We start from the raw sequence: 20,285 nt of genomic DNA on the forward strand, positions 1-20,285 counted from the left end.
CTGCTCATCCTGCAGGCAAACGACCGCTTCACCGTCATGTTCGGGTGCGTTGCCTGCGGCAAATCAACCGTGACGTCACGGCTTATGGTGCGGGCGACTGCTTCGATCGAAATGCATGCAGCGAATGCCGGCGGAGATTGTATTCGCGTCGAATGCTCAGTAGTAATGCTGCGCTGCGGGGTGCTAGGAAATTGTCGTGACTGTGCCGGTTCATCGCGAGAAAGCGCATGTCCTGCCCCTGGACAGCATTCGAGGAATAGCCGCGGTCACCGTGGTCGTTCACCATGTGATCCTGATGCCGACTTTCCTTGCGGCGTTTCCAAATCGTGCGTGGATCGACTGTGCGTTCTTCCGCAGCGGCGGATTTCTGGTCGATCTTTTCTTCGTGCTCAGCGGCATCGTGATGTCATTGAGCTATCTGCAAACCGATTTCGGGCGCTTCTCCTTGCGCGAGTTCATGGTTCGACGGTTCGCGCGCGTCTATCCGCTGCACATCGTGATGCTTCTCGTGCTGCTGCTGTTCCGGCTCGCGCGCATCGGGCTCGGACTGGTGATGGCGGGCGTTGTCGTGACTGCTCCGGCGGCGTTTGAAGTCAACAACGGCTATTCGTTCTTTCTGAACGTCTTCCTGCTGCACTCGCTCGGCTTCGTTCAGTACCTGAATTGGAATGCCCCGAGCTGGAGCATCAGCGTCGAATTCTACACCTATCTCGTCTTCGGCTTGATGCTGCTGGCCGCGCAGCGCCTCAATTCGCTTGCCTGGTTCTACTTCGCCGCCGCCACGCTGGCGCTCGGCAGCTGGTTGGTGCTGACGACGGTGGTCGCGACGCCTCAGCTGGACGTCCAGTTTGATTGGGGGCTGCTGCGCTGCTTCACGAGCTTCTTTCTCGGCGTGCTCACTGCGAAAGCAGTCGGGGCACTGCCACGCGGCATCAGTCCCGCCTTGCAGGGCGCCATTCAACTTGCGGCCGCAGTTGCGGCCGTGGCGCATGTGTCCCTGACCGAAGCCTACCCGTGGATCAGCTATCTTGCGCCTGTAACCTTTGCCGTGCTGCTTGGCTCGTTATTGGCGTTTCCAAAGGCCGCTGTCGTTCCCCCCATGCTCACGGTCAGGCCGCTGTTGTGGCTGGGGCAACGGTCATACTCGATCTACATGGTCCATGCCTTCGTCGTGCTGCTCGCCGAGTATTTTGTCCGTGCCGCCGGCAAGCCGGCGGTGGCCCACCTGGAAGCCATCCATCCAGGGCTGGCGCCGACGCTCAACCTGCTGATCGTGCTCGGCGCCGTGTTCGCTCTCTCGCAATTGACCTATCGGTGGATCGAACTGCCCGGGTCCAGGCTGGTGCGGAACATCTTCCGCGGAGCGGTGGCGTATTCGCCGGCGCCGGCCGAGCCCTCGACACGCCTTTCGAGCTAAGGACGAATATGACGACGACAACGCTAGCGCTGCGCCGGACGATGCCGCTCCTGCGACTCCCGCTGTTGATGTGGGGGGCGTTCAGTCTCGAAGCCGTTGCGATGGCGACGTATTTCCTGCGCGACGATTTCTCGGCCGCCGCGCGATATTATCTCTACATTGCCCATCTGAGCTCGATCTGGTTCATACCGGATGCTTTCGGGCTCATCTGTCTCTTCCTGTTCATTCACCGCTGTATCATCCAGAACCGCAGCATCATTGCCCTGGTCGTGCTGGTGTGGATCTTTCTGTCGCTCGGGATCGGTTATCTTTTCCTGGGCAACTTCACGGCGTTCGCCTCGTCTTTCAAGATGATCCTGCCTGTCTTCATCGGCTTCAGCTTTTGCGATTCGGACACCGCTGCCTACAAGAAGCTTCTGCTGCTGATGTCGATACTGTTCTACGCATCGATCTTCGGCGTGGTCCTGTCGGCGCATTGGAAGGCGCCGTGGCTCAATTACACCTATGAGGCGTTCGGCGTGAAGCGCCAGGCGGGGCGGCTGTGGTGGGCCGGCTCCGAGCAGCGGCTCTCCGGTTTTTGCGAGGACAGCACCGTCGTCAGCCTCTTCATTCTGGTTGGCTTCGTCATGACGTCGATACGAAAGAACGTGTGGTGGTGCCTCATTTGCGGCGGGCTTGCGCTCTATGCGTTGAAGCTGACGACGAGTAAGACGACCATGGGCGTTCTCGCGATGTATCTCATCGCGTTGCTCGTCATCCGGGCAATGCCTGAAAAGATGCGTTTCCCGACTCTGAGGATGTTGGCGGCATGGTCCTATGCCACGATCCTTGTTCCGATCTTCCTGATCCTGGTCTTTGGCGGGACGTCGGTCGGTCAAAAGGCGTTTCTCTTCAGCCTGGTCGACCGGATCAACAACAGTTGGCAGAAGCCGTTCGTCTTCATGTCTCAGTTGATGCCGATCGGCTACATCACCGGATGCGGTGTGGGCTGCTTCAACTATCCGATGAATCAGTTTTCGAACCTGACGTCCTATTGGGTGCCGGTCGATAATTTCTATCTCGTCACCTTCCTGATGTTTGGCCTGCCTTTCGTCGTCTTCATGTTCTTCGTCATCCGTGCGACGTTGCTGACGACCGACATCTACAAACTGTCCCTCACATTCGTGCTGAACATCTTCAGCATCACCGTGGCCGACTACGGGCCGGCGTCGGGCCTGCTGCTGATGTCGTTCATCTTCAGCGGCGTGTTCTCGAGGCGGGCTTCCTTCGTTTTCCAGGGCGGAAAGCCGAAACGACGTCTCACGTTGCACCCGACCATCGCCGCCCAGGGCGTGCCCGCAATGGGCGGAGCGACGCCCCGGCTGAATGAATCGAGCTGAAGGACCGGTGATGCACAGGCGGCTCGCATTCATAGATACCTTACGCGGCATCGCTGTTCTGTCGGTGCTGCTCCAGCATGCGCTGGAGCAGGTCGTGCTGAACCAGGCGGCCGGCGGCTACTACCGGATCTTCCACAATGCGGTCGGCGAGTACTTCAATTTCGGCCGGTTCGGCGTCGTGCTGTTCTTCTTCGTCAGCGGCTTCGTGATTCCGAACAGTTTTCCGAACAGCTCCGCGCCGATCCGGGACTTTGCCATCAGCCGCTTCTTCAGGCTCTATCCGGCCTATTGGATGTCGATCGTCGTTGTCCTGCTCATTGCGCCGACGTTCGAGGGGAAGGCGTTTTCGCTGTCGCAGATCGTCGCCAACATCACCATGTTGCAGATGTTCGTGAACATCCAGAACCTCAACATCGGATATTGGACGCTTGCCGTTGAGCTGATCTTTTATGTCGGATGTATCGCGCTGTTTGCGATCGGGCTTCTCAGGGTGCGCTGGACCGCCATTTTGATCGTCGTCGCCGCCTCTGTGACCGCCATCGCGGCCTTCCCTTTCGTCAAGAACCATCTCGTCTGGGGTCTGCTCGAGCTCATGCTGGACCTGACAGCGATGTTCCTCGGCAAGGTGGTGCGCGATGCTGCGATCGGCGAGCGCCTGCAATGGCGTCATGTCGCGATCTGCACGCTGCTTTACGTGCTCTACGCGGCCGCCTGCGCCTATCGGCGCTATGGTGTGGATTATCAGGACAATTTCTTCTGCGCTTACGGCATGGGAGCCGCCTATATCGGGGCTGCCGTCGTGTTCCTGGTGTTTGCCGCGCTCGGCGAGCGCGGGGCCTCGAGCGTCCTGTCCTTTGTCGGCCGTATCAGCTATTCGGTCTACCTGATGAGCCCCTATGTGCTCGTGGTGATCGTGCAGGTTTTCGGAACGGGTCAGAGCCCGGGCCAATGGTCTCTCTTTGTAGTCGGAATTGGCTTGGTGTCGATCTTGGTCAGCTGGTTGAACTATCTCGCTGTGGAGAAGCCGATGGTGGCCTTCGGTCACCGGTTTCGTTCGCAGGCATTTACCGCAGTCGCGCTTCAGCCGTCGCTGCGGGGACAGGGGGCCGAATGAGCAACCAAAACGAAAAAACTTACGCGGAGTCCGGCGGCGCGTTCGTGGCGTCAATTCAGGGATTGCGCGGAATCGCTGCGCTCACCGTCCTGATCTGTCATTTTCGTGACATGCCGAAGGGCGGTATGCCTGACGTTCCCGGCGCAGGCTTCCTGCCGCCGATCTGGCCGTGGCTTCAAGCGGTGCTCAACTCGGGCGGGCACGGCGTCGAGCTGTTCTTCATGATCAGCGGCTTCCTGATTCCGGCAAGCCTGGTGAGGCATGCGTCGATCGGGAAGTTCATCTACGACCGCGTTCTGCGCATCATGCCGCTGTTCGTCATCCTGCACCTGACGCTGTTCCTGGTCGGGCCGTTCGTCGGCTACAAGTTCTTCCGCGGCTTGGACCTTCCGGGCTACGTGGAGATCTTCATCGCGAACCTGTTCTTCCTGCAGAATGCACTCGGCTTGCCGATCGCCCAGCAGAACGCCTGGACGCTGACCTACGAATGGGCATTCTACATCTGGTTTGCGCTCACGTTTTGTGCGGTCATCCAGCTCAAGAACTGGTGGCTGGCGGCACCGATGATGGTGGTCGCCGTGATCTGCCTGCTGCATTTCCCGATCGCGGCGTTCTTCGGCATCGGCATGCTGTTCAGCGCCACCAACATCCGCATTCCTGCGTCCGGTCCGCTGGGACTGGCTGCCGGCCTGATCTGCTTTGCCGCGATGTATGCGGCGCTCGACCTCTTTCACCCCTTTGTCAGCCTCGTTCCCGGCTTCCTCCTGTTCGGAATGGTGCTTGCGCCGGGCTCCGGCGTTTCCGGGATCCTCAAGGCGCAGCCGCTGCAATACCTCGGCAAGATCAGCTACAGCTTCTACCTGGTCCATCCCTTCATGCTGTTTCCGTTGCAGATGATGGGGCTGAAGCTGGTCGAGCGCGGCTACGATCGATGGGTGCTGTGGTCGGGTTTCGTCATCATCGGGACCGTGCTGGTGCTGATCGCCAGCGCCATGAGCTATGAGCTCATCGAGGTCCGCTTCCGCCGGCTGATCGACAGCACATTCCGGAGCGCCCTGTTCGGAAAGCGGGCGGAGCGCAGCCCGGCGTGATCCTCGAGCCGGACAACGCCCGGTTCCGTCAGGCCGGCCTCTGATAGAACCGGCGCAGCCGCAGCGCCGGTTTCTCGATGAAGTTCCAGGAGAAAGCCGCAAAGCCGAGGGTCAGCACGATGACAATCGGCAGGATCACCGCCAGCGAGAGGTGGTGATCCGGCCCCAGCATGCGCCGGAAGATGTCGATCGTCGCCTGCGTGATCGGGAAACCGTAGAGATAGATGCCGTAGGAAAGATCCTGGCTGAACAGGCGATCGAACGCCTTGAAACTCTGCATGCCGATGTAGACCGTGCAGTAGGTCAGGAAGATCCCCGCCAGCGGCAGCAGAACGTTGAGCCACATGATCGCCGCGTAGCAGAGCGCAGAGCCTGCAAAGATCGCCCAGTGAATCGGCACGTATTTCGCGTGGAGGCGGAACACCATGCCGAAGAAGAACATGTAAACCAGATACCAGCCGGCCAGCCGCGTCGAATCGGACCGGACGTTGAAGGTCGCGGGATCGATGAAGTAGGCGATCAGTTCGGCGAGCAGCGCTGCGCCGACCAGAAGCGTGATCCAGCGGATCTTTTGCGGCTCACCCGAGATCATGCGCAAGAACAGGAGCGCGACGGCGAAGACGTAGCACCAGAGCTCCCAGGGCAGGGTCCAGAGATTGGCATTGACCATCTCCGGCCAGGGATTGTGCACGAACAGGCCCGGCAGCTCAAACGTGACGTGGCCGACGATGTTGCCGAAGTAGCGGTAGAACTGATAGTCGGAGAAATAGTGCGACAGCGGCAATTGCGTCAGCAGCGGTCCGACCAGGAGGGCGCAGAGCGTCACCTCGACGCTGAGGGCCGGGACGATCCGCAACACGCGGTTGATGAAGAACGTCTTCAGATCCGGATTCTTGATGGCGCTGCCGGTGACCAGGAAGCCGCTGAGCGCGAAGAACATTCCGACGAGCGCGATCAACCCTGGCCGAAGCAGCTCCTGGATGATTTCGGAGGCGTGGAGGTGGCCGAAGGACAGCGCAGTCAGTCCTCCCATCTTGTCGAAAGCGGCGGCGCCGGGATCCCTGAGGACATAGACGGCCATTCCCGGTTCATCGAGCTTCTTGACGAAGGCAGCCCCGGCGAACAGGCCGGCAACTGCGACACGACAATGATGCGACAGGATGACCAGCGACAGCAGGTGCCGCATCATGTTGAAGCCCGGTCCGAGACCCTTGTTCCTGGCCAGAATGCTTTCCGCGGTGTCGTGCCGCGCCAGGCCCGACCGGATGATGTCGGGCAGCCGCCAGAGGCGTGTTGGAGTGGAGAGGCGCTCGCGGCCGAGTGCGCCCGGCAACGACACGGTTGCGAGCTCTGCGTCTCGATCCGGCTGCGACATTCTCTTGGGCCTTTCCCTTGGGCCTTTCGTGCGCCTATTTTGGCGGCATCAGCGGATGCCACGAAGTTGAAGCCAATTCATGGCGGCGAGGCGGCCTTGGCGCAGGCCTTGGCACGGTTCTTGGCATAGCGCCGAATTGCGGCATTCAGCCAATCGATCGCCGCTCCGCGACAATCGAGCGGCGGCGTCCGAGCCTGCGGCAACAGGCAATGAGCGGCTGCTCGACATACCAATGGATCAGGATCCCGGCGGCGACCGACAAGGCCACCGCAGCGATGACGAACAGCGCGGGCGGCAGCGGATTGTGGAGGCGGGCCGATATCTGAATCAGCACGACCGCAGTCGCGGCGTGGGTGAGATAGATCGAATAGGAGGCATCGCCGAGCAGCATGCCGAGCGAATGCAGCGCTCCGGACTTCTCGGCCGAGACGATGCCGAGCCAGACGACGATCGTCGCGAACAAGGTCCACCACAGGGCGCGGAGGGCGTTGTCTTCCGACAGTGTCGCCCCGACAAGGGCGGTTGCAAGAATGGTCGCAACGAGCGTGAGCAGAAATGCCGCCGGGAATCGGCTTTGCACCAGGAAATGCCCCTTCAGCCATAGCAGGCCCAACGCAAAACCCATGCCGAACTGAAGGTTCGGCATCATGATGTTGCCGTAACCGACCACGGTTGCGAGCGCGAGGCCTGAACTTTCGGGCTGCAGCAGTTCCGGCCAAGCCAGCACGCGAGACGCCGCATACCACGCCAGCGGCGCAAGGAACCAGGCGACCAGCACATATGACAGCGGGCGCGGCCGCAACATGGTGAGTGCGAACAGGATATAGAAGATGAACTCGTGCCGGAGTGTCCAGACCACGTGGGGCCGCAGCTCTCCTATCGGCCAGAGCGCCATGGCTCGCAGGCCCGGGAGAAGATCGATCCTTGCCGTGCCGGCCATCGACAGCAGGTTGTATCCGATCACGCACACCCACATGAAGGGAATGATGCGCACGAAGCGGCGGGCAAAGAATTCTGCGCGCGTGCTGCGCGCCGGACCGAATGAAACAATCGTGATGATAAAGCCGCTGATGACGAAGAAGATTGCGACGCCGAACAGGCCGGTTTCAGCAAGCGCAAACGGGCTCTCGCCATAGGACGGTGGCAGGCTGACCAGCCAGTTGACGTGCCAGATCACCACCAGAATGGCTGCAAAACCGCGCAGGTATTGAATTCCCGGCACGATCCCGCCCTTGGGGGAGCGTGCACCCTCGATATCCGTCAATGTCGCCTCGATGCCGCGCTGGTTCCCGGTTCTACCGATCGCATCAGCGATCGGTCAAACCCTAGTTTTTTGGCGCGATGATGATGGATGAGGCAATGCTGCAGCAATAACGGGGCTGCATGAGGGCGCGTTGTCGATACCGGATTGCGTGTGGCGGGGCGAGGCCCGCCGCACGCAATCCCCGATCGATCAGACGAACAGGAAGTCGCTGCTGGTCACGTTCGCGGCAACGACATTCTTGAGCAGGATGGTGTCGTTCGCCGTGACGTGAATCAGGGTGTCGGCGCCGGACTGGCTGAGCTGGAGCTGGCTGTAGTCGGTGGCCATCAGCTTGGCGATCGCGACCGTGTCGTGGCCGGTGGCCGATCCGGCGTGGAAGCCGTTCACCGTGTCGTTGCCGCCGCTGAAGGAGATCGTGGTCGATCCGGCGCCGGCCATCGCAAACGTGTCGTTTCCGGTGCCGCCGGCGAGCGTGATGCCCGCGACCTTGGCCGATGCGTTGTGTGTGCCGTCCGAGTTCAGGATGTCGACATAGGTCAAATTGCCGGCCGTATTGTAGGCGTCGTGTTCGGTGTTGGTGGCGTTGAAGTAGAAATTGTCGTGCGAGCCGTCGGCATTGTTGACGTACATCTTCGCCTTGACGCCATCCGTGTAAACGGTCGTCGAGTTCGAGCCGTCGGTGTTCTGGACGTAGTCGCTGGCGATCTTGCCGCTCGAATAGGTCTGGGTGTCCTTCGAGCCGTCGGCATTGTTGATGTAGACCGATGTCTTGACGCCGCTGCTGAAGTTGGTCGTCGTGGTGTTGCCGTTGGCCTTCGCCACCGTCTGGGTTACGCTGCCGGTGGTGTCGTAGGTGGACGACAGGGTCGAACCGTCGGTGTAGTTCTGCACCTCGGTCGTCTTGTGGCCCGTCGAGTCGTACAGGTCCGTGGTGATGCTGCCGTCCGAATTGACGACCTTGGTGTATTGCAGGGTGCCGTCGGCGTGCAGATCGGTGATCGACGTGATCGTGCCGTCCGCCTTGCTCTGCTGGATCTCGGTCGTGTAGGCCTTGCCGGTGACGTTGAAGAACGTGTTGGTGTGCGTGCCGTCGGCGTGCGTTTCGTAGGTCGCGGTCTTGATATCGTTGCTGTAGACCGTCGTCGACGACGAGCCGTCGGTATTCTGGATCAGGGTGCTGGTCAGGTGACCGGACGTGTAGAGATCGGACTCCTTCGAGCCATCCGCGTGGGTGATGTAGACCGACGTCTTGACGCCGCTGCTGTAGTTGGTCGTCGTGGAATTGCCGCTGGCCTTCGCGACCGTCTGCGTGACGGCTCCTGCCGTATTGTAGGCGGACGTCAGCGTCGAACCGTCGGCGTAGTTGATGATCTCGGTGGTCTTGTTGCCGGTGCCGTCATACTGATCGGTGGTGATGCTGCCGTCGGAGTTGATGACCTTGGTGTACTGCAAGGTGCCGTCCGCGTGCAGGTCGGTGATCGCCGTGATGGTGCCGTCGGCCTTGGTCTTCTGGATCTCGGTCGTGTAGGCCTGACCGGTGATGTTGTAGAACGTGTTGGTGTGGGTGCCGTCGGCGTTGGTGGCATACACCTTGGATTTCACGCCATCGGCGAAGACCGTCATCGTCGACGAGCCGTCGGTCTTCTGGACGAGATCGCTGGCGATCACGCCGGCCGTGAACAGCTTGGTTTCCTTGGTGCCGTCGGCGCTGGTGACGTAGATCGAGGTCTGGACACCGGCGCTGAGGTTGGTGGTCGTGGTGGTGCCGTCGGTTGCCTTGGCCACGGTCTGGGTCACGACACCCGAGGTGTTGTAGGTCGTGGTGAGGCTCGAGCCGTCGGTGTAGTTGCGCACCTCCGTGACCTTCTGCCCGGCCGTGTTGTAGAGGCCGGTGGTGGTGCTGCCGTCGGCATTGGTGATCTTGGTGTACTGCGTCGTGCCGTCGGCATGCAGATTGGTGAAGGCGGTGATCGTTCCGTCCGCCTTGGTGGTCTGGATCTGCGTCGTATAGGGCTGGCCGGTGATGTTGTAGAAGGTGTTGGTGTGGGTGCCGTCGGCGTGGGTGACATACACTTTCGATTTCACGCCGCTGACATAGACCGTCATCGTCGACGATCCATCGGTGTTCTGGACCAGATCGCTGGCGATCACGCCGGCTGTGTACAGCTTGGTTTCCTTGCTGCCGTCAGCGCCGATGATGTAGATCGACGTCGGAACGCCCGCGCTGAGGTTCGTCGTCGTGGTGGGGCCGTTGACGGCCTTGGAAACCGTCTGCGTCGCGACCCCTGATGTGTTGTAGGTCGTCGTGAGACTTGAGCCGTCCTGGTAGTTTTGGACGTCGGTGATTTTCTGCCCGGCCGTGTTGTAGAAGCCGGTGGTGGTGCCGCCGTCCGCATTGGTGATCTTGGTGTACTGCGTCGTGCCGTCGGCGTGCAGCTGGGTGATGGAAGTGACCGTTCCGTCGGCCTTGGTCGTCTGGATCTGCGTTGTGTAGGCTTGGCCGGTGATGTTGTAGAAGGTGTTGGTGTGGGTGCCGTCGGCGTTGGTGACGTACACCTTGGATTTGACGCCGTTGGCATAAACCGTCATCGACGACGATCCGTCGGTCTTCTGGACCTGATCGCTGGCGATTACGCCAGCCGTGAACAGCTTGGCTTCCTTGGTACCGTCGGCGCTGGTGATGTAGATCGAGGCTAGCACGCCGGCGCTGTAGTTCGTGGTCGTGCTGGCACCCCCCGCAGTCTTCGCAATGGTCTGCGTCACCGCGCCGGATGTGTTGTAGTTCGTGGTCAGGCTCGAGCCGTCGGCATCGTTGCGCACCTCCGACGTCTTCTGACCCGCGCTATTGTAGAGATCCGTAGTGGTGCTGCCGTCGGCGTTGAGCACTTTTGCGTATTGTGTCGTGCCGTCGGCGTGCAAATTGGTGATGGAGGTGATCGTCCCATCGGCTTTGAGCGTCTGGATCTGGGTCGTATAGGCCTGCCCGGTGATGCCGTAGAACGTGTTGGTGTGCGTTCCATCGGCATTGGTCACGTAGACCTTGGACTTCAGGCCGCTCGTGTAGACCGTCGTCGTGATCGACTTGTTCGAACTGATGACGGTCTCGCTCGAGATGCTGCCGTCGGAATTGTAGTTGGTGGTCTGTTTGGTGCCGTCCACACTCACGATCACTTCCTGCGTCTTCACGCCGTTGGCGTACAGGATCGTGTCGCTGCTCGAATCGACGTTGACGAGCGATTTGCTGGTGATGACGCCGTTGCTGAAGTTCGACGTCTGCGTTCCCGTCTGCGTGCCGGAGGCATTGAAGAATTTCGTCTCGCTCCAGCTCGTGGTGGAGGTCGTGACGGAGAAGGAGTAACCGCCCTGGATCGCCGCGAGCGCGTTGCCATAGTGCGAGATGATGTAGTTCATCGTCGACACCGACGCGACGGCGAGCACGTGGGTGTCCGTCAGCGTGATCGATTGCAGGGTCGTGGATGCGGAGAGATCGGCGAGCTCCGCGACGATCTGGGCGGCCGTGCCGGTGACGTCGGTGGCGCCGGCCGGATTTGAGGACGCCCGGGCCGCGCCGTCGATTTCGATGATGATGGGGTGATCGCTCACGGGAACCGTGAACGAGCTGACATTGGTATAGGTCGCGATCGGGTCGGTGCCGCCGGTGGGATCGTAAACCTTGATGGATTGGTGCACGCCGTCGAGCTGAACCGTGACGGTCTGGCTTGGATTGCTGATCTCGGTGTTCGTCTTCGGATCCCAGACCTTCGGTTCGGCCCAGACGACGAGATCATAGGCGCCGTTGCTCTTGCCGAGCACCAGGCTGTTGCCGGAGTCCGGCATGTTGCTCAGCGTATAGCTCAACGGGCTCGTCGGCTGGCCGCTGCCGGTTCCGTCGTCGTTGAGGATCGTCGTCAGGTTATGAACGGCGGTGGCAGCGAGCTTGGGCGTGCCGTCGTCATAGAACAGTCCGAAATGGCTCTGCGGATCGGTGTCGCTGCTCGACGAATTGCGATCGAGCAGCTCGTAGAGATAGGTCGTGCCGACGCCGTCCTTGAAGGCATCCATCAAGGTGTTGAGGATCGATTTCGCCTGGACCGATTCGTTGACGCCGAGATACGGCGTGGTGCCCAGCGTGGTGTAGCCGGTCTCGGTGATGACGGTGGGATCGCCTGATGACACCGAGCTCGCGAGGCTCAGCGCTGAGGCGAGCGCGGCCGCCGGCGTGGTGCCGGTGCTGACATAGGCGTGGGAGTTCGCGTAGTCCGAGGACCCGCCGAGATCGCCGAGCTTGGCGAAATCCGCGGGGTCGTCGTAGCCGAGGGTCAGATTGTAGACCGGAAGCTTCGCGAGGGACGCATCGGCCTTGATCGCGCTGTAAAGCGCCTGCTGAAATTGCGCGGCCGCCTCGATCGACGAGCTGCCGTTGTAGCTGAACGCCTGGAGATTGACTTCGTTCAAGCCTTCGAGCGCAATGACGCTGCCCGGGTGTGCCGCCTGGAACGCGTCGAGCGCGGCAATGTATTGCTGCAAACCGGCTGTACCCGTCGCCGGGATCGACGATGAAACGCCGAGATCGAACTTGTATCCGTCGTTCGCCAGGCCATCAAGCACAGGTTGTGCTGCCGGGATGTTGGTCAAACCGTCGCGAAGCGTGGTGACGCCGAGATATTTGAGGTCCGCTTCGACGAGCGCGAGATTGTTGTAGCTGCCCCACGCATACGACACGTGTGTGTTGACGCCGATGGAACTCGTGAACGAACTTGCGGAGAGAACGGTTTGATCGGTGCTGGTGATGGTCGCCATGACTTACTCTGGTGATGCCCGCTGTGTTGCTCCATTGCGTAGCGGTAGAGTTTGTCAGTGACGTTAGAAAGAAGGCTAAAGATGTAGGTAACCGCGGCTTTTCGCGGAACGAACTGCAAGTATTTTCAGCACATTGCGCGACACTGCTTGTTCCGCACAGGAACTCGCCGCGATTGCCTAAATACGATTCACGAATGCCCCGTTGTTATACGGAATGTTCCATGTGAAGCGTTCGCGCAACGACAGCGTCTCGTTGCGCGCTAATGCGCCGACGCAGTGTTCGATGCAGACGCACCGGGCAATTGATATTCGGTTCGCCATCCGAGCCGCTGCGCATCGCCATCTGCGATGGCTTCCACGAGCGGCCGAAGTGCCTTTCTGGCGCCACTAAGACTGCGATAGGCCAGGAGTGCCTCGATCGCGAGGAGGCCGACGTAGCTCGTTCGGTTGATTCGATATATAATCGGGGAGGTTGTGTACCGTTTCTCGATCAGGATCCGGTTCCGGCAGGCATAATAGAGCCGCCAGGCCGGCGCGTCCGGGCTGACGAGCGCGCTGCGTGCGCTGGTGTTGGGCTTGTCCCACGATTCTTCCGCGTCGTTGATGCAGCCCACATCGGTCAGATAGACAGCGACGCCGGCGTCCATCAGGCGCAGCGAGTAGTCATGATCGTCGCTGTAGAGGACGAAATCCTTGTTCGGGGGTGAAACCTTGCGGACGGCGGCCATCGGCAGCAGCAATCCGCCATAGGGGGCGGTCTCGATCCGGCGCAGGTGGAACTCCCCGTAATTCTCCGGATCTTGCCGGGCCGATCGCGCAAACCGTCGCCACAGCTTCGACGGAAGCGAGGCGAGATGAAAGTTCAGGAACGAGTTTGGGCGGATCGCCACGGCGCTCTGATCTGCGAGCAGAGTCGGATAGATGCCCCGATGCCTGCGTAACGCGCACAGCCCGATGTCATCCGTCGCGCCGAGCGCTGTATGCAGCGCGAGCAGGCGCTCCAGGAAACCGTCTTCGCCGACATTGTCGTCGTCCAGAATCAGGACGAACCCTATGTCTTTATCTTCGAGCCGCTGGGCGGCGGTGATGCCGGCGTGAAAGCCGCCGGCCGATCCCAGATTCGAAGCGAGCCTGATGACGTCGACGGGTGGCTCGGTTGCGAAATCCTCAATCATAACCGGGCGGTTGCATCCATTGTCGACCACGATCACGCGTTTGACCGCGGGGTTGGTCTGAACCGCCGCAACCGTCCGCCGCACCAACTGCTCGCGCCGCCCGTAAGTCACGATGACACATGCGACCGAGCGACCCGCGTCGATCGCGCGATTGAGAGCGATCGGTGGCTTCGATTCGAGGGGAGCGTTCGACACGTTATTCTCGCTAGGCGTTAAGTCGTTTCGTTCAGGCGACATTATAGATACTCAGTCGAATTGGAACGGCAATTCCGCCGGCAATTTTCGCCACAAAAGCGTGCAAACGTGTCGTTCGCTCCAGCAGCGGCTGCGCTTTGCCGGTGAGGGGACATTGTGATCATTTTGTGAAGGTCGGTCGTACAGATGCAGGTGATGGTGGATCGGAATCGGACGCATGCCATTTCTCGGGCGCACGGAGGCGCAATGTTCCAGTCAGTCAAGAGAGTGTTTCTGGCGATGTTGTTGCTGGCACTCGGTCTTGTGACATCCGTCGAGAATGCCAGCGCAGGTCCGCTCACATGGGGGGTCGATGGCCCCGACGGACGGCGCGCAGACCTGAAGGCGATTTTCGAGGTGATGCGGGCGCGCGGGCTCACGCAGTACAGGGTCGGGGCGAACCTCGCGCGGGATACCGATCCCTACGAAGTGCAGATGTTCCGCGACATGCTCGCACTCGCCAAGACCTACGGCATCACGCTCAAGCCGATCTTGTCGACCCCGTTTGCCTGGGGCGATCGCACCGATGGCGGCAAGTATCCGGCCGGGGACTGGAATGCGCTGTATCAGCAGGCCTATTCGAGAACCTACACCTTCGTGATCAATTTCAAGGATCAGATCAACGATTGGGAGATGGGCAACGAGATCAACCTTCTGGCACTGGATTCCAGCGGCAAGAAGCTCTTTGGCCACGGCTGGACCGCCGAGGAATTCGACATGCCGGTCATGAACGACTGGGTCGCGGTCCTCAAGGGCATGTCGGATGCGATCGACAAGATCAATCGCGAGCATGGGACGCATTTGCGCCGCGTGCTCAACACCACCTCGACCATGTTCGGCTTCCTCGACTTCATGGCGTCGAAGGGCGTCGGCTTCGACGTGATTTCCTACCACTATTATGAAGTCCTGAACCAGAATCCAAACCGCGCCTGGGGCGGCAGCAGGCAGCCCTACAACCTGTTCAAGAAGCTCGCGACCTATGGCAAGCCGGTCGTCTTCAACGAGGTCAATTGCGCCGAGATCTACAAGCCGGCCTACGAGAACGAAGCCGGCAAGCCCCTCACCGAGGCGTGCTACAAGAGCCTGCACGCCACTTTGAGCTTCATCGCCAACCAGGTCGACGCCGACGTCGAGAGCGTGCTGATCTACGAGATGCTCGACGAGCCGAAGAAGGCCCCGCCGGAAAACCGCTTCGGCCTGATGTACGACATCAACACGCCGAAGATCCCGCTCTACATGTTGTCACGGTTTGCAGGAAAGAACCTGGCGCCGCACGAGGCAGAGGAGCTGAGCAAGAGGGGAATGTAGGCGCGGGTCGTGCCGCGCCTACGGCAGCACCGGACCTAGATCCAGAGCCACGGACAAACGGTGTCCAGTGCGACCCGGATGTAGAACTTCCAGATGTTGTCGGTCGCATATCCCTTGTTGTCGAGGCCGCGGATGCCGCTTACGAGCGGCACCGTCCGGAATCGTCGCACGAATTTTGACGTCCTCGCCGCGGCGTCGAAATCGTCGCGCAGCGCCTTCTCTGGAAACGCGGCGGCGGATGTCTCTTGATAGAGCTTGCACTTGCCCTGCAGATATTGACGATAGCCTGCTTTGGTCCACGCCATCATGTACATGTCGACGACCCTTTTGGGGTAGTTGCGCATGTTGACGTAGAAGTCGAAGGCTTTCGGGCGCTTCTGGATCAGCTTGGCGAGATTCAGGACGATGTAGCGGCCGGTGACCTTCCAGATCGGGGTATCGGCATCGCATTCCCTGATGAACCGCGAGTTCTCCATGGCGTAGTCGAGCAGGAACAGCTCGCCGTAGCCGCGGCCATACATCTGCGGGTAGTCGAGCCCCGGAAAGGAGACGAACTCGATCTTGTCGGCGATCTTCAATTGTTCGGCGATGGCCTCGAGGCTGGACAGGTCGGATTCCGAATTCTCGACAAAGACGATCCGGTCGATGCATTGGCCGACCAGGCGGCCGTAGAACCAGAGCGCGTCCTCATAGTCCTTGCGGCGGAGCGCGGGATCCTTGCGGCCGAGGCTTCGCACGTCGGCTTTCGGCGTGATGGTCGCCGTCATGATCAGAATGTTCATGGGTCCTTTCGATGTCATCTCGTCAATCCCTTGCGGCGGCGCGGCTAGGTGGCGGCGACGCGCTCCTTGTTCAGCTCGAGATCGCGCAAGCCCAGCAGGCTCCGTGCCAACTGGCGATGAAACAGCAGATAGCTGATCGCGATCGTCAGGACGTAGGCGGTGGTGCCGAGCAGCCAGGCCGATTTCGGCGTGGCGGCCATCTCCATGATGCGATTTGCGGCAACGAGGCCGAGCATCGTAGCGACCGTTGCGGGCGCAAGCGCCTTGACCAGATCGAGAACCGGCAGCCTGGTCTCCCAGGATGTGATCAGCATCGTGGCGACGGACACGAACAGCGTCACCGCAAGATAGATCTTGATGATCCCGATCAGCCCGAATCTCAGTCCGATGACGAACGCCACGATCGTCGAGATGCTGTTCGCCGTCGAAACCCAGAACTGCAGCTGAGCCTTGCCGCGCGACAGCAGCATGGCCCCGCTATAGGCCGTGATCGACTGCGCAGCGCCGGCGATCGACATCAGCCCGACCAGCGGGATGATGCCGGTCCATTTGGCGGGAAAGAACGTCGTGAAGAGATAGTCGGCGCCGAACGTGAGATACAGCATGCCGGGAAAGACCACGGCTGCCGTCAGCGACAGCACACCGCAGATGATCTGGTTACGCTCCTTCAGCGATCCCTTTGCGGCCTGACGGCTGAGCGTCGCCATGAGCACGCCGCTGCCGGGCCAGGTGATCACCATCAGCGGAAGGATCATGATCTGGTAGGCTAGGCCGTACAGGCCGACGGCGGCCGCGCCGACGGCGCCGCCGATCAGGAGGTTGCCGACCGCGCGGCCGGCAAAGTTGAGCAGATTGCTTGCCAGCACCCAGCCGCCGAAGGTCAGGATCGAGCGCACGCGGTGCCATTGAAAGTTGAGCTGCACGTCCTTCCGCGCGATGAATGCGAAGGCCGCGGCGCGAACGACCTGGACGACCACGTAGTAGGCGACCAGCGCCCAGACGCCCCAGCCCAGAACGGCGCCGAGAACGCATGTGAGCACCGAAATGATGACGGCGATGATCTCGACGCTCGCGACGACCTGGTAACGCAAATGCCGTTCGAGAACGGCACGCGGACCGAGCGCGGCGATGGAGAGCACCACCGAGATCGACAGCGTAGCAAGCACGCTTCCCAGTCCCTCCATCTCGAGACCGGCGGCGAGAGGCGCGGAGATGACGGCCAGGATCACGGCGCAGAGCAAGCCGATGGCGCAGATCAGCGTGATCGCGGCGCCGGCATCGTCCCGGTCGAGCGTCGCCCGCTGCACCATGGCGCTCGACATGCCGAGATCCGTCAGGAGCGCGATGAATCCGACGAAGGGCAGCGAAAAGGTGACGAGACCAAATTCGGCCGGGGCCGCGAAATACGTCATCATGACGGTCATCGCGAACTGCAGGCCGGATTTGAGGACATTCATGCCGGACATCGACAGCAGATTTTTCAGCATTACGTCGATCTCCGGGCGCCACGCGATGACGCCCACTCAGGTTCCATACGGCCCAGCCCTGCACCCGCGCGTTTATCTCGCACATGCACAACTGGCAAGACAAGCAATCGGGCAGCAGGAATTGCCAAGTTGTTGGGCAAACCATTTTCCATTCTGGAGAGCATCACGGCGTCACGCTGTCGTTACACATCCGATCGGGACGCGCCGGCCGCTTCGAGGAAGCGCCCTTTCCAGCCGAGCAGTGCGACAATCGCGGTTGCGGCCACAATCTTCGCGCCCAGCCAGACCGGTGATATCGAGGGAACAGCTGAAAATGCGCCGATGAAGACGGCGCTCGCCACAGATGCGGCGACGAGACCCCATCGTGGCGTGGCGCCGAACCGGAGCATCGGCCCTGCTGCGAGCACGATGACGATCGCGGTCGCGACGGTCGCTCCGATCAGGACAGAGGTCGGCATTCCCGTGACGGCTTGTGTCGGCGCGGCCACGGCGAGGACGAGCAGCAATTGGCAGAGGGCGACGACGACGAGCCGCGTGGCGGATTTCGTCAAATGTGGCGCGATTGCGAGCGTGGATTGCAGATGGCAGTGCATGAAATAGAAGCACGCCGCTGCTGCCGACGTCTGCAGAAAGCTCGTCAGAATGGACGCCGGAACGAACAATTGCCCTGCATCGGGCAGAAAGCCGATCAGACCTCCGAGCATCACCAGCGTCGCGCACATGATGAAGTCGAGCAGATGCGCGACGGCCGCACGGGCGTCGTCCGCGCTGCCGCGCTCGTATTGATGGACGACTTCTGGGTAGTTGACGGTATGAATCGCCGCAACGAGCACCGCGAACGGCCGCTGCAGCAGGTCGATCGCCATCGAGAAGCCCGCAGTGACGGCGGGGGCGCTCGCACCCAGGGCCGACACGACGACGAAGCGGATCGAGACCGGAACCGAAAGATGCAGCACCGAAGCGCCGGCTGCGAGCATGCCGTAACGCGCGAAGCCACTCCAATCCTCGAGCAGGGCCGGACGCGCCACTTTCTGAAGCTTGTGAGGGTGCAGCACTTGCCCGGCGATCAGGCTGGCGATTTGGGCGCCGAGCATGCCGAGCAGCGCTGCCTGCGCGGTGCCTTGAAACCAGGCGCCGGCCGTCGCTCCGCCCACCATCAGGGTGGCTCGGAGAATGAGGAGAAACGCGGCCGCGCCGAGCCGGTGCGAGACCCGGACAACCATGAAGTGCAGATCCGTCGCGCCTTGAGCCACGGCCAGGGCAAGGCCGACGAAGCCCACGCTCGCGGCAATCGGGCTCGCGATCGAAACGGCGAGGCCGCCGACCGCCAGCAGCGTGAGTGCGCTGGCAAGCGCGGCGCCGAACAGGGACGTTCTCAGGCGCGCGGCGTCGTCCTGCACGGCCGCGGCCAGAAAGCGCACGCCGGCCAATTGCAGCCACTCGAACATCAGCACGCTGAGCAGCTGACTGGAGGCGAGCGTGAGCGAGAACGTGGCGTAGGCAAGCGGCGAGAGAACACGGCCGAGCAGAAAGATGAGGATGATCGCCGCCGCACTCTGGTAGACGACCCCGACAAGTGCGAACAGGCGGGTCATGGGAGGTTCAGGCTGCTCATCTGAGGGCTAATGCTTGCGCCGGCTCAGAAGTTCGAAGGCGTCGCGATACTCGGCGATGACGTCCGTGAAGGTCCGATGATCGTCCTGCGCAGCGAGCCTGTCGACCATCGCGGCCAACTCCTCCGGATGCGACATGATGCGCAGAATGCTGTCCGCGAGCGACTTCGGATCGGGTGCGGTCAGCCAGCCGACGGCACCGCGCTCCACGGCTTCGGGGATCCCGCCGAATTGCGTCCCCAGGAACGGCTTGCGCGCCGCCTGGGCGTCGGCGACGACGAGCGGCCCCGGCTCCTCCCAGATCGGGGGAATCACGACCACGTCGATCTGACGGTAGAATGTCTCCGGCTCGACGAAGCCGAGAAATTCGATGCTGGCCTTCGGCGCCATGGTCCTGAGCTCGTGCTGAATCTCCGGCTCTGCGACGCCGGCGATGACCAGCCGTACCCGGTCATGGGGCAGACAGGCGAGCGCCTTGACGAGATTATAGATGCCCTTCTCTTCCGTCAGGCGGCCGATGAAGCCGAGGGTCAGGACCGGGCCCGCGGCATGCTTCGACGGCGCGGAGACCGGCATGGTCGATGCATGGGAAATGACCCTGCGCAGCTCGGTATCGGCGAACAGGCCCATCTCCAGATGGATGTCGAGGATGCGCTGGCTCACGCCGACGATGCCGCGCAGATATCTGGTTGCGCTTCGGCGATGGACGGTCAGCAGCCTGCAGCTCATGCAGGTGTGCTCACAGGCCTTCCCCTTCGAGAAGCGCGAGCAGCGCGGGCAGGTCAGGTAGTAGTCGTGCAACGTATGGAGGACCGGCACATTGAGCTCGGCTGCGACCTTCCATACGGCCGTGGTGAGGCCCGAGAGGTTGTTCGAGTGCAGCACGTCGGGCTTGAAGGCCTTGATTCTGTCGGCAACGAGATCGGCGCTTCCGCTCCAGTCCTCCATCGCATGCCACAAGCCTCGCGCCGGCGCGCTCCGTTGTCCGGTGAAAGGACGATAGATGTTCTTGACCGGCGCCGAATACACGTCGATGCCGTTGCTTGTCTCCATCACCTGGTCGGGCAGCGAGGCGGCGCGAACGATTTCGACGGCATCGCCACTCTTTAAAAGGCCTTCGGCAATGCGGCGCACGAATATCTCGGCCCCGCCGACCACCTTCGGTGCGCCCGGTGTCGGGTACAGTGACGATGTGATCAATATCCTCATAGCAAGGATCTCATCCAATAAAATTCGGTGAACGAAC

13 protein-coding genes are annotated in these 20,285 nt (G+C 61.3%); 5 read left to right on the top strand and 8 right to left on the bottom strand.

The window, feature by feature from the left end:
• Nucleotides 1-196: 196 nt before the first annotated feature.
• Genes JQ587_RS24605 through JQ587_RS24620 form a run of 4 tightly spaced genes read left to right on the top strand, consistent with a single transcriptional unit; the run spans nucleotide 197 to nucleotide 5,001 of the window.
• Nucleotides 197-1,417, top strand: a complete 1,221-nt coding sequence (locus tag JQ587_RS24605; protein ID WP_349629530.1) for an acyltransferase family protein — start codon at nucleotides 197-199, stop codon at nucleotides 1,415-1,417.
• Nucleotides 1,418-1,425: 8 nt separating this feature from the next.
• The gene (locus tag JQ587_RS24610) at nucleotides 1,426-2,796 is read left to right on the top strand and encodes a hypothetical protein (protein ID WP_212426996.1); all 1,371 of its coding nucleotides are present in this window, start codon (nucleotides 1,426-1,428) and stop codon (nucleotides 2,794-2,796) included.
• Nucleotides 2,783-3,910, top strand: a complete 1,128-nt coding sequence (locus JQ587_RS24615; protein WP_249154497.1) for an acyltransferase family protein — start codon at nucleotides 2,783-2,785, stop codon at nucleotides 3,908-3,910. Before JQ587_RS24610 ends, JQ587_RS24615 begins: the two co-directional genes overlap by 14 nt.
• A complete protein-coding gene (locus tag JQ587_RS24620; protein WP_212426997.1) occupies nucleotides 3,907-5,001 on the top strand; it encodes an acyltransferase family protein in 1,095 nt (364 codons plus the stop codon). Before JQ587_RS24615 ends, JQ587_RS24620 begins: the two co-directional genes overlap by 4 nt.
• A 28-nt stretch (nucleotides 5,002-5,029) precedes the next feature.
• Here JQ587_RS24620 and JQ587_RS24625 read toward each other — a convergent pair whose 3' ends face one another.
• The 4 genes from JQ587_RS24625 to JQ587_RS24640 all read right to left on the bottom strand — a co-directional run bounded on the left by JQ587_RS24625 (nucleotide 5,030) and on the right by JQ587_RS24640 (nucleotide 13,810).
• Nucleotides 5,030-6,376 carry an acyltransferase family protein gene (locus JQ587_RS24625; RefSeq protein WP_212426998.1) on the bottom strand — a complete coding sequence of 449 codons (1,347 nt, stop codon included), beginning with the start codon at nucleotides 6,374-6,376 and terminating at the stop codon, nucleotides 5,030-5,032.
• A gap of 145 nt (nucleotides 6,377-6,521) precedes the next feature.
• Nucleotides 6,522-7,640: an acyltransferase family protein gene (locus JQ587_RS24630; RefSeq protein ID WP_212426999.1), complete on the bottom strand. Its 1,119-nt coding sequence runs from the start codon at nucleotides 7,638-7,640 to the stop codon at nucleotides 6,522-6,524.
• Between the two features lie 189 nt (nucleotides 7,641-7,829).
• A complete protein-coding gene (locus tag JQ587_RS24635; protein ID WP_212427000.1) occupies nucleotides 7,830-12,440 on the bottom strand; it encodes a beta strand repeat-containing protein in 4,611 nt (1,536 codons plus the stop codon).
• Between the two features lie 260 nt (nucleotides 12,441-12,700).
• Complete coding sequence (locus JQ587_RS24640; RefSeq protein WP_212299844.1) at nucleotides 12,701-13,810, bottom strand: glycosyltransferase; 1,110 nt, start codon at nucleotides 13,808-13,810, stop codon at nucleotides 12,701-12,703.
• 246 nt (nucleotides 13,811-14,056) lie between these two features.
• Here JQ587_RS24640 and JQ587_RS24645 point away from each other — a divergent pair, with 246 nt between their 5' ends.
• Nucleotides 14,057-15,157, top strand: coding sequence for a glycoside hydrolase family protein (locus JQ587_RS24645; protein WP_212299843.1), 1,101 nt, complete (start codon nucleotides 14,057-14,059; stop codon nucleotides 15,155-15,157).
• A 35-nt stretch (nucleotides 15,158-15,192) separates the two neighbouring features.
• On the opposite strand, the gene JQ587_RS24650 is transcribed toward JQ587_RS24645, so the two are convergent.
• The 4 genes from JQ587_RS24650 to JQ587_RS24665 all read right to left on the bottom strand — a co-directional run bounded on the left by JQ587_RS24650 (nucleotide 15,193) and on the right by JQ587_RS24665 (nucleotide 20,248).
• A complete protein-coding gene (locus JQ587_RS24650; RefSeq protein WP_212299842.1) occupies nucleotides 15,193-15,939 on the bottom strand; it encodes a hypothetical protein in 747 nt (248 codons plus the stop codon).
• 44 nt (nucleotides 15,940-15,983) lie between these two features.
• Nucleotides 15,984-17,426: an oligosaccharide flippase family protein gene (locus JQ587_RS24655; protein WP_212299841.1), complete on the bottom strand. Its 1,443-nt coding sequence runs from the start codon at nucleotides 17,424-17,426 to the stop codon at nucleotides 15,984-15,986.
• Nucleotides 17,427-17,608: 182 nt separating this feature from the next.
• Nucleotides 17,609-19,021, bottom strand: a complete 1,413-nt coding sequence (locus JQ587_RS24660) for a polysaccharide biosynthesis protein (protein WP_212299840.1) — start codon at nucleotides 19,019-19,021, stop codon at nucleotides 17,609-17,611.
• A 27-nt stretch (nucleotides 19,022-19,048) separates the two neighbouring features.
• Nucleotides 19,049-20,248 carry a glycosyltransferase family 4 protein gene (locus JQ587_RS24665; RefSeq protein ID WP_212299839.1) on the bottom strand — a complete coding sequence of 400 codons (1,200 nt, stop codon included), beginning with the start codon at nucleotides 20,246-20,248 and terminating at the stop codon, nucleotides 19,049-19,051.
• Nucleotides 20,249-20,285: the final 37 nt, after the last annotated feature.

It is taken from the genome of Bradyrhizobium manausense, from assembly GCF_018130615.1.
GTDB lineage: Bacteria > Pseudomonadota > Alphaproteobacteria > Rhizobiales > Xanthobacteraceae > Bradyrhizobium > Bradyrhizobium manausense_A.

Coding starts and splice junctions, on each gene's coding strand:
- JQ587_RS24610 (WP_212426996.1), top strand. CDS start 1,426: ATGACGACGACAACGCTAGCGCTGCGCCGGACGATGCCGCTCCTGCGA.
- JQ587_RS24615 (WP_249154497.1), top strand. CDS start 2,783: ATGAATCGAGCTGAAGGACCGGTGATGCACAGGCGGCTCGCATTCATA.
- JQ587_RS24620 (WP_212426997.1), top strand. CDS start 3,907: ATGAGCAACCAAAACGAAAAAACTTACGCGGAGTCCGGCGGCGCGTTC.
- JQ587_RS24625 (WP_212426998.1), bottom strand. CDS start 6,376: ATGTCGCAGCCGGATCGAGACGCAGAGCTCGCAACCGTGTCGTTGCCG.
- JQ587_RS24635 (WP_212427000.1), bottom strand. CDS start 12,440: ATGGCGACCATCACCAGCACCGATCAAACCGTTCTCTCCGCAAGTTCG.
- JQ587_RS24645 (WP_212299843.1), top strand. CDS start 14,057: ATGTTCCAGTCAGTCAAGAGAGTGTTTCTGGCGATGTTGTTGCTGGCA.
- JQ587_RS24650 (WP_212299842.1), bottom strand. CDS start 15,939: ATGAACATTCTGATCATGACGGCGACCATCACGCCGAAAGCCGACGTG.
- JQ587_RS24655 (WP_212299841.1), bottom strand. CDS start 17,426: ATGCTGAAAAATCTGCTGTCGATGTCCGGCATGAATGTCCTCAAATCC.
- JQ587_RS24660 (WP_212299840.1), bottom strand. CDS start 19,021: ATGACCCGCCTGTTCGCACTTGTCGGGGTCGTCTACCAGAGTGCGGCG.
- JQ587_RS24665 (WP_212299839.1), bottom strand. CDS start 20,248: ATGAGGATATTGATCACATCGTCACTGTACCCGACACCGGGCGCACCG.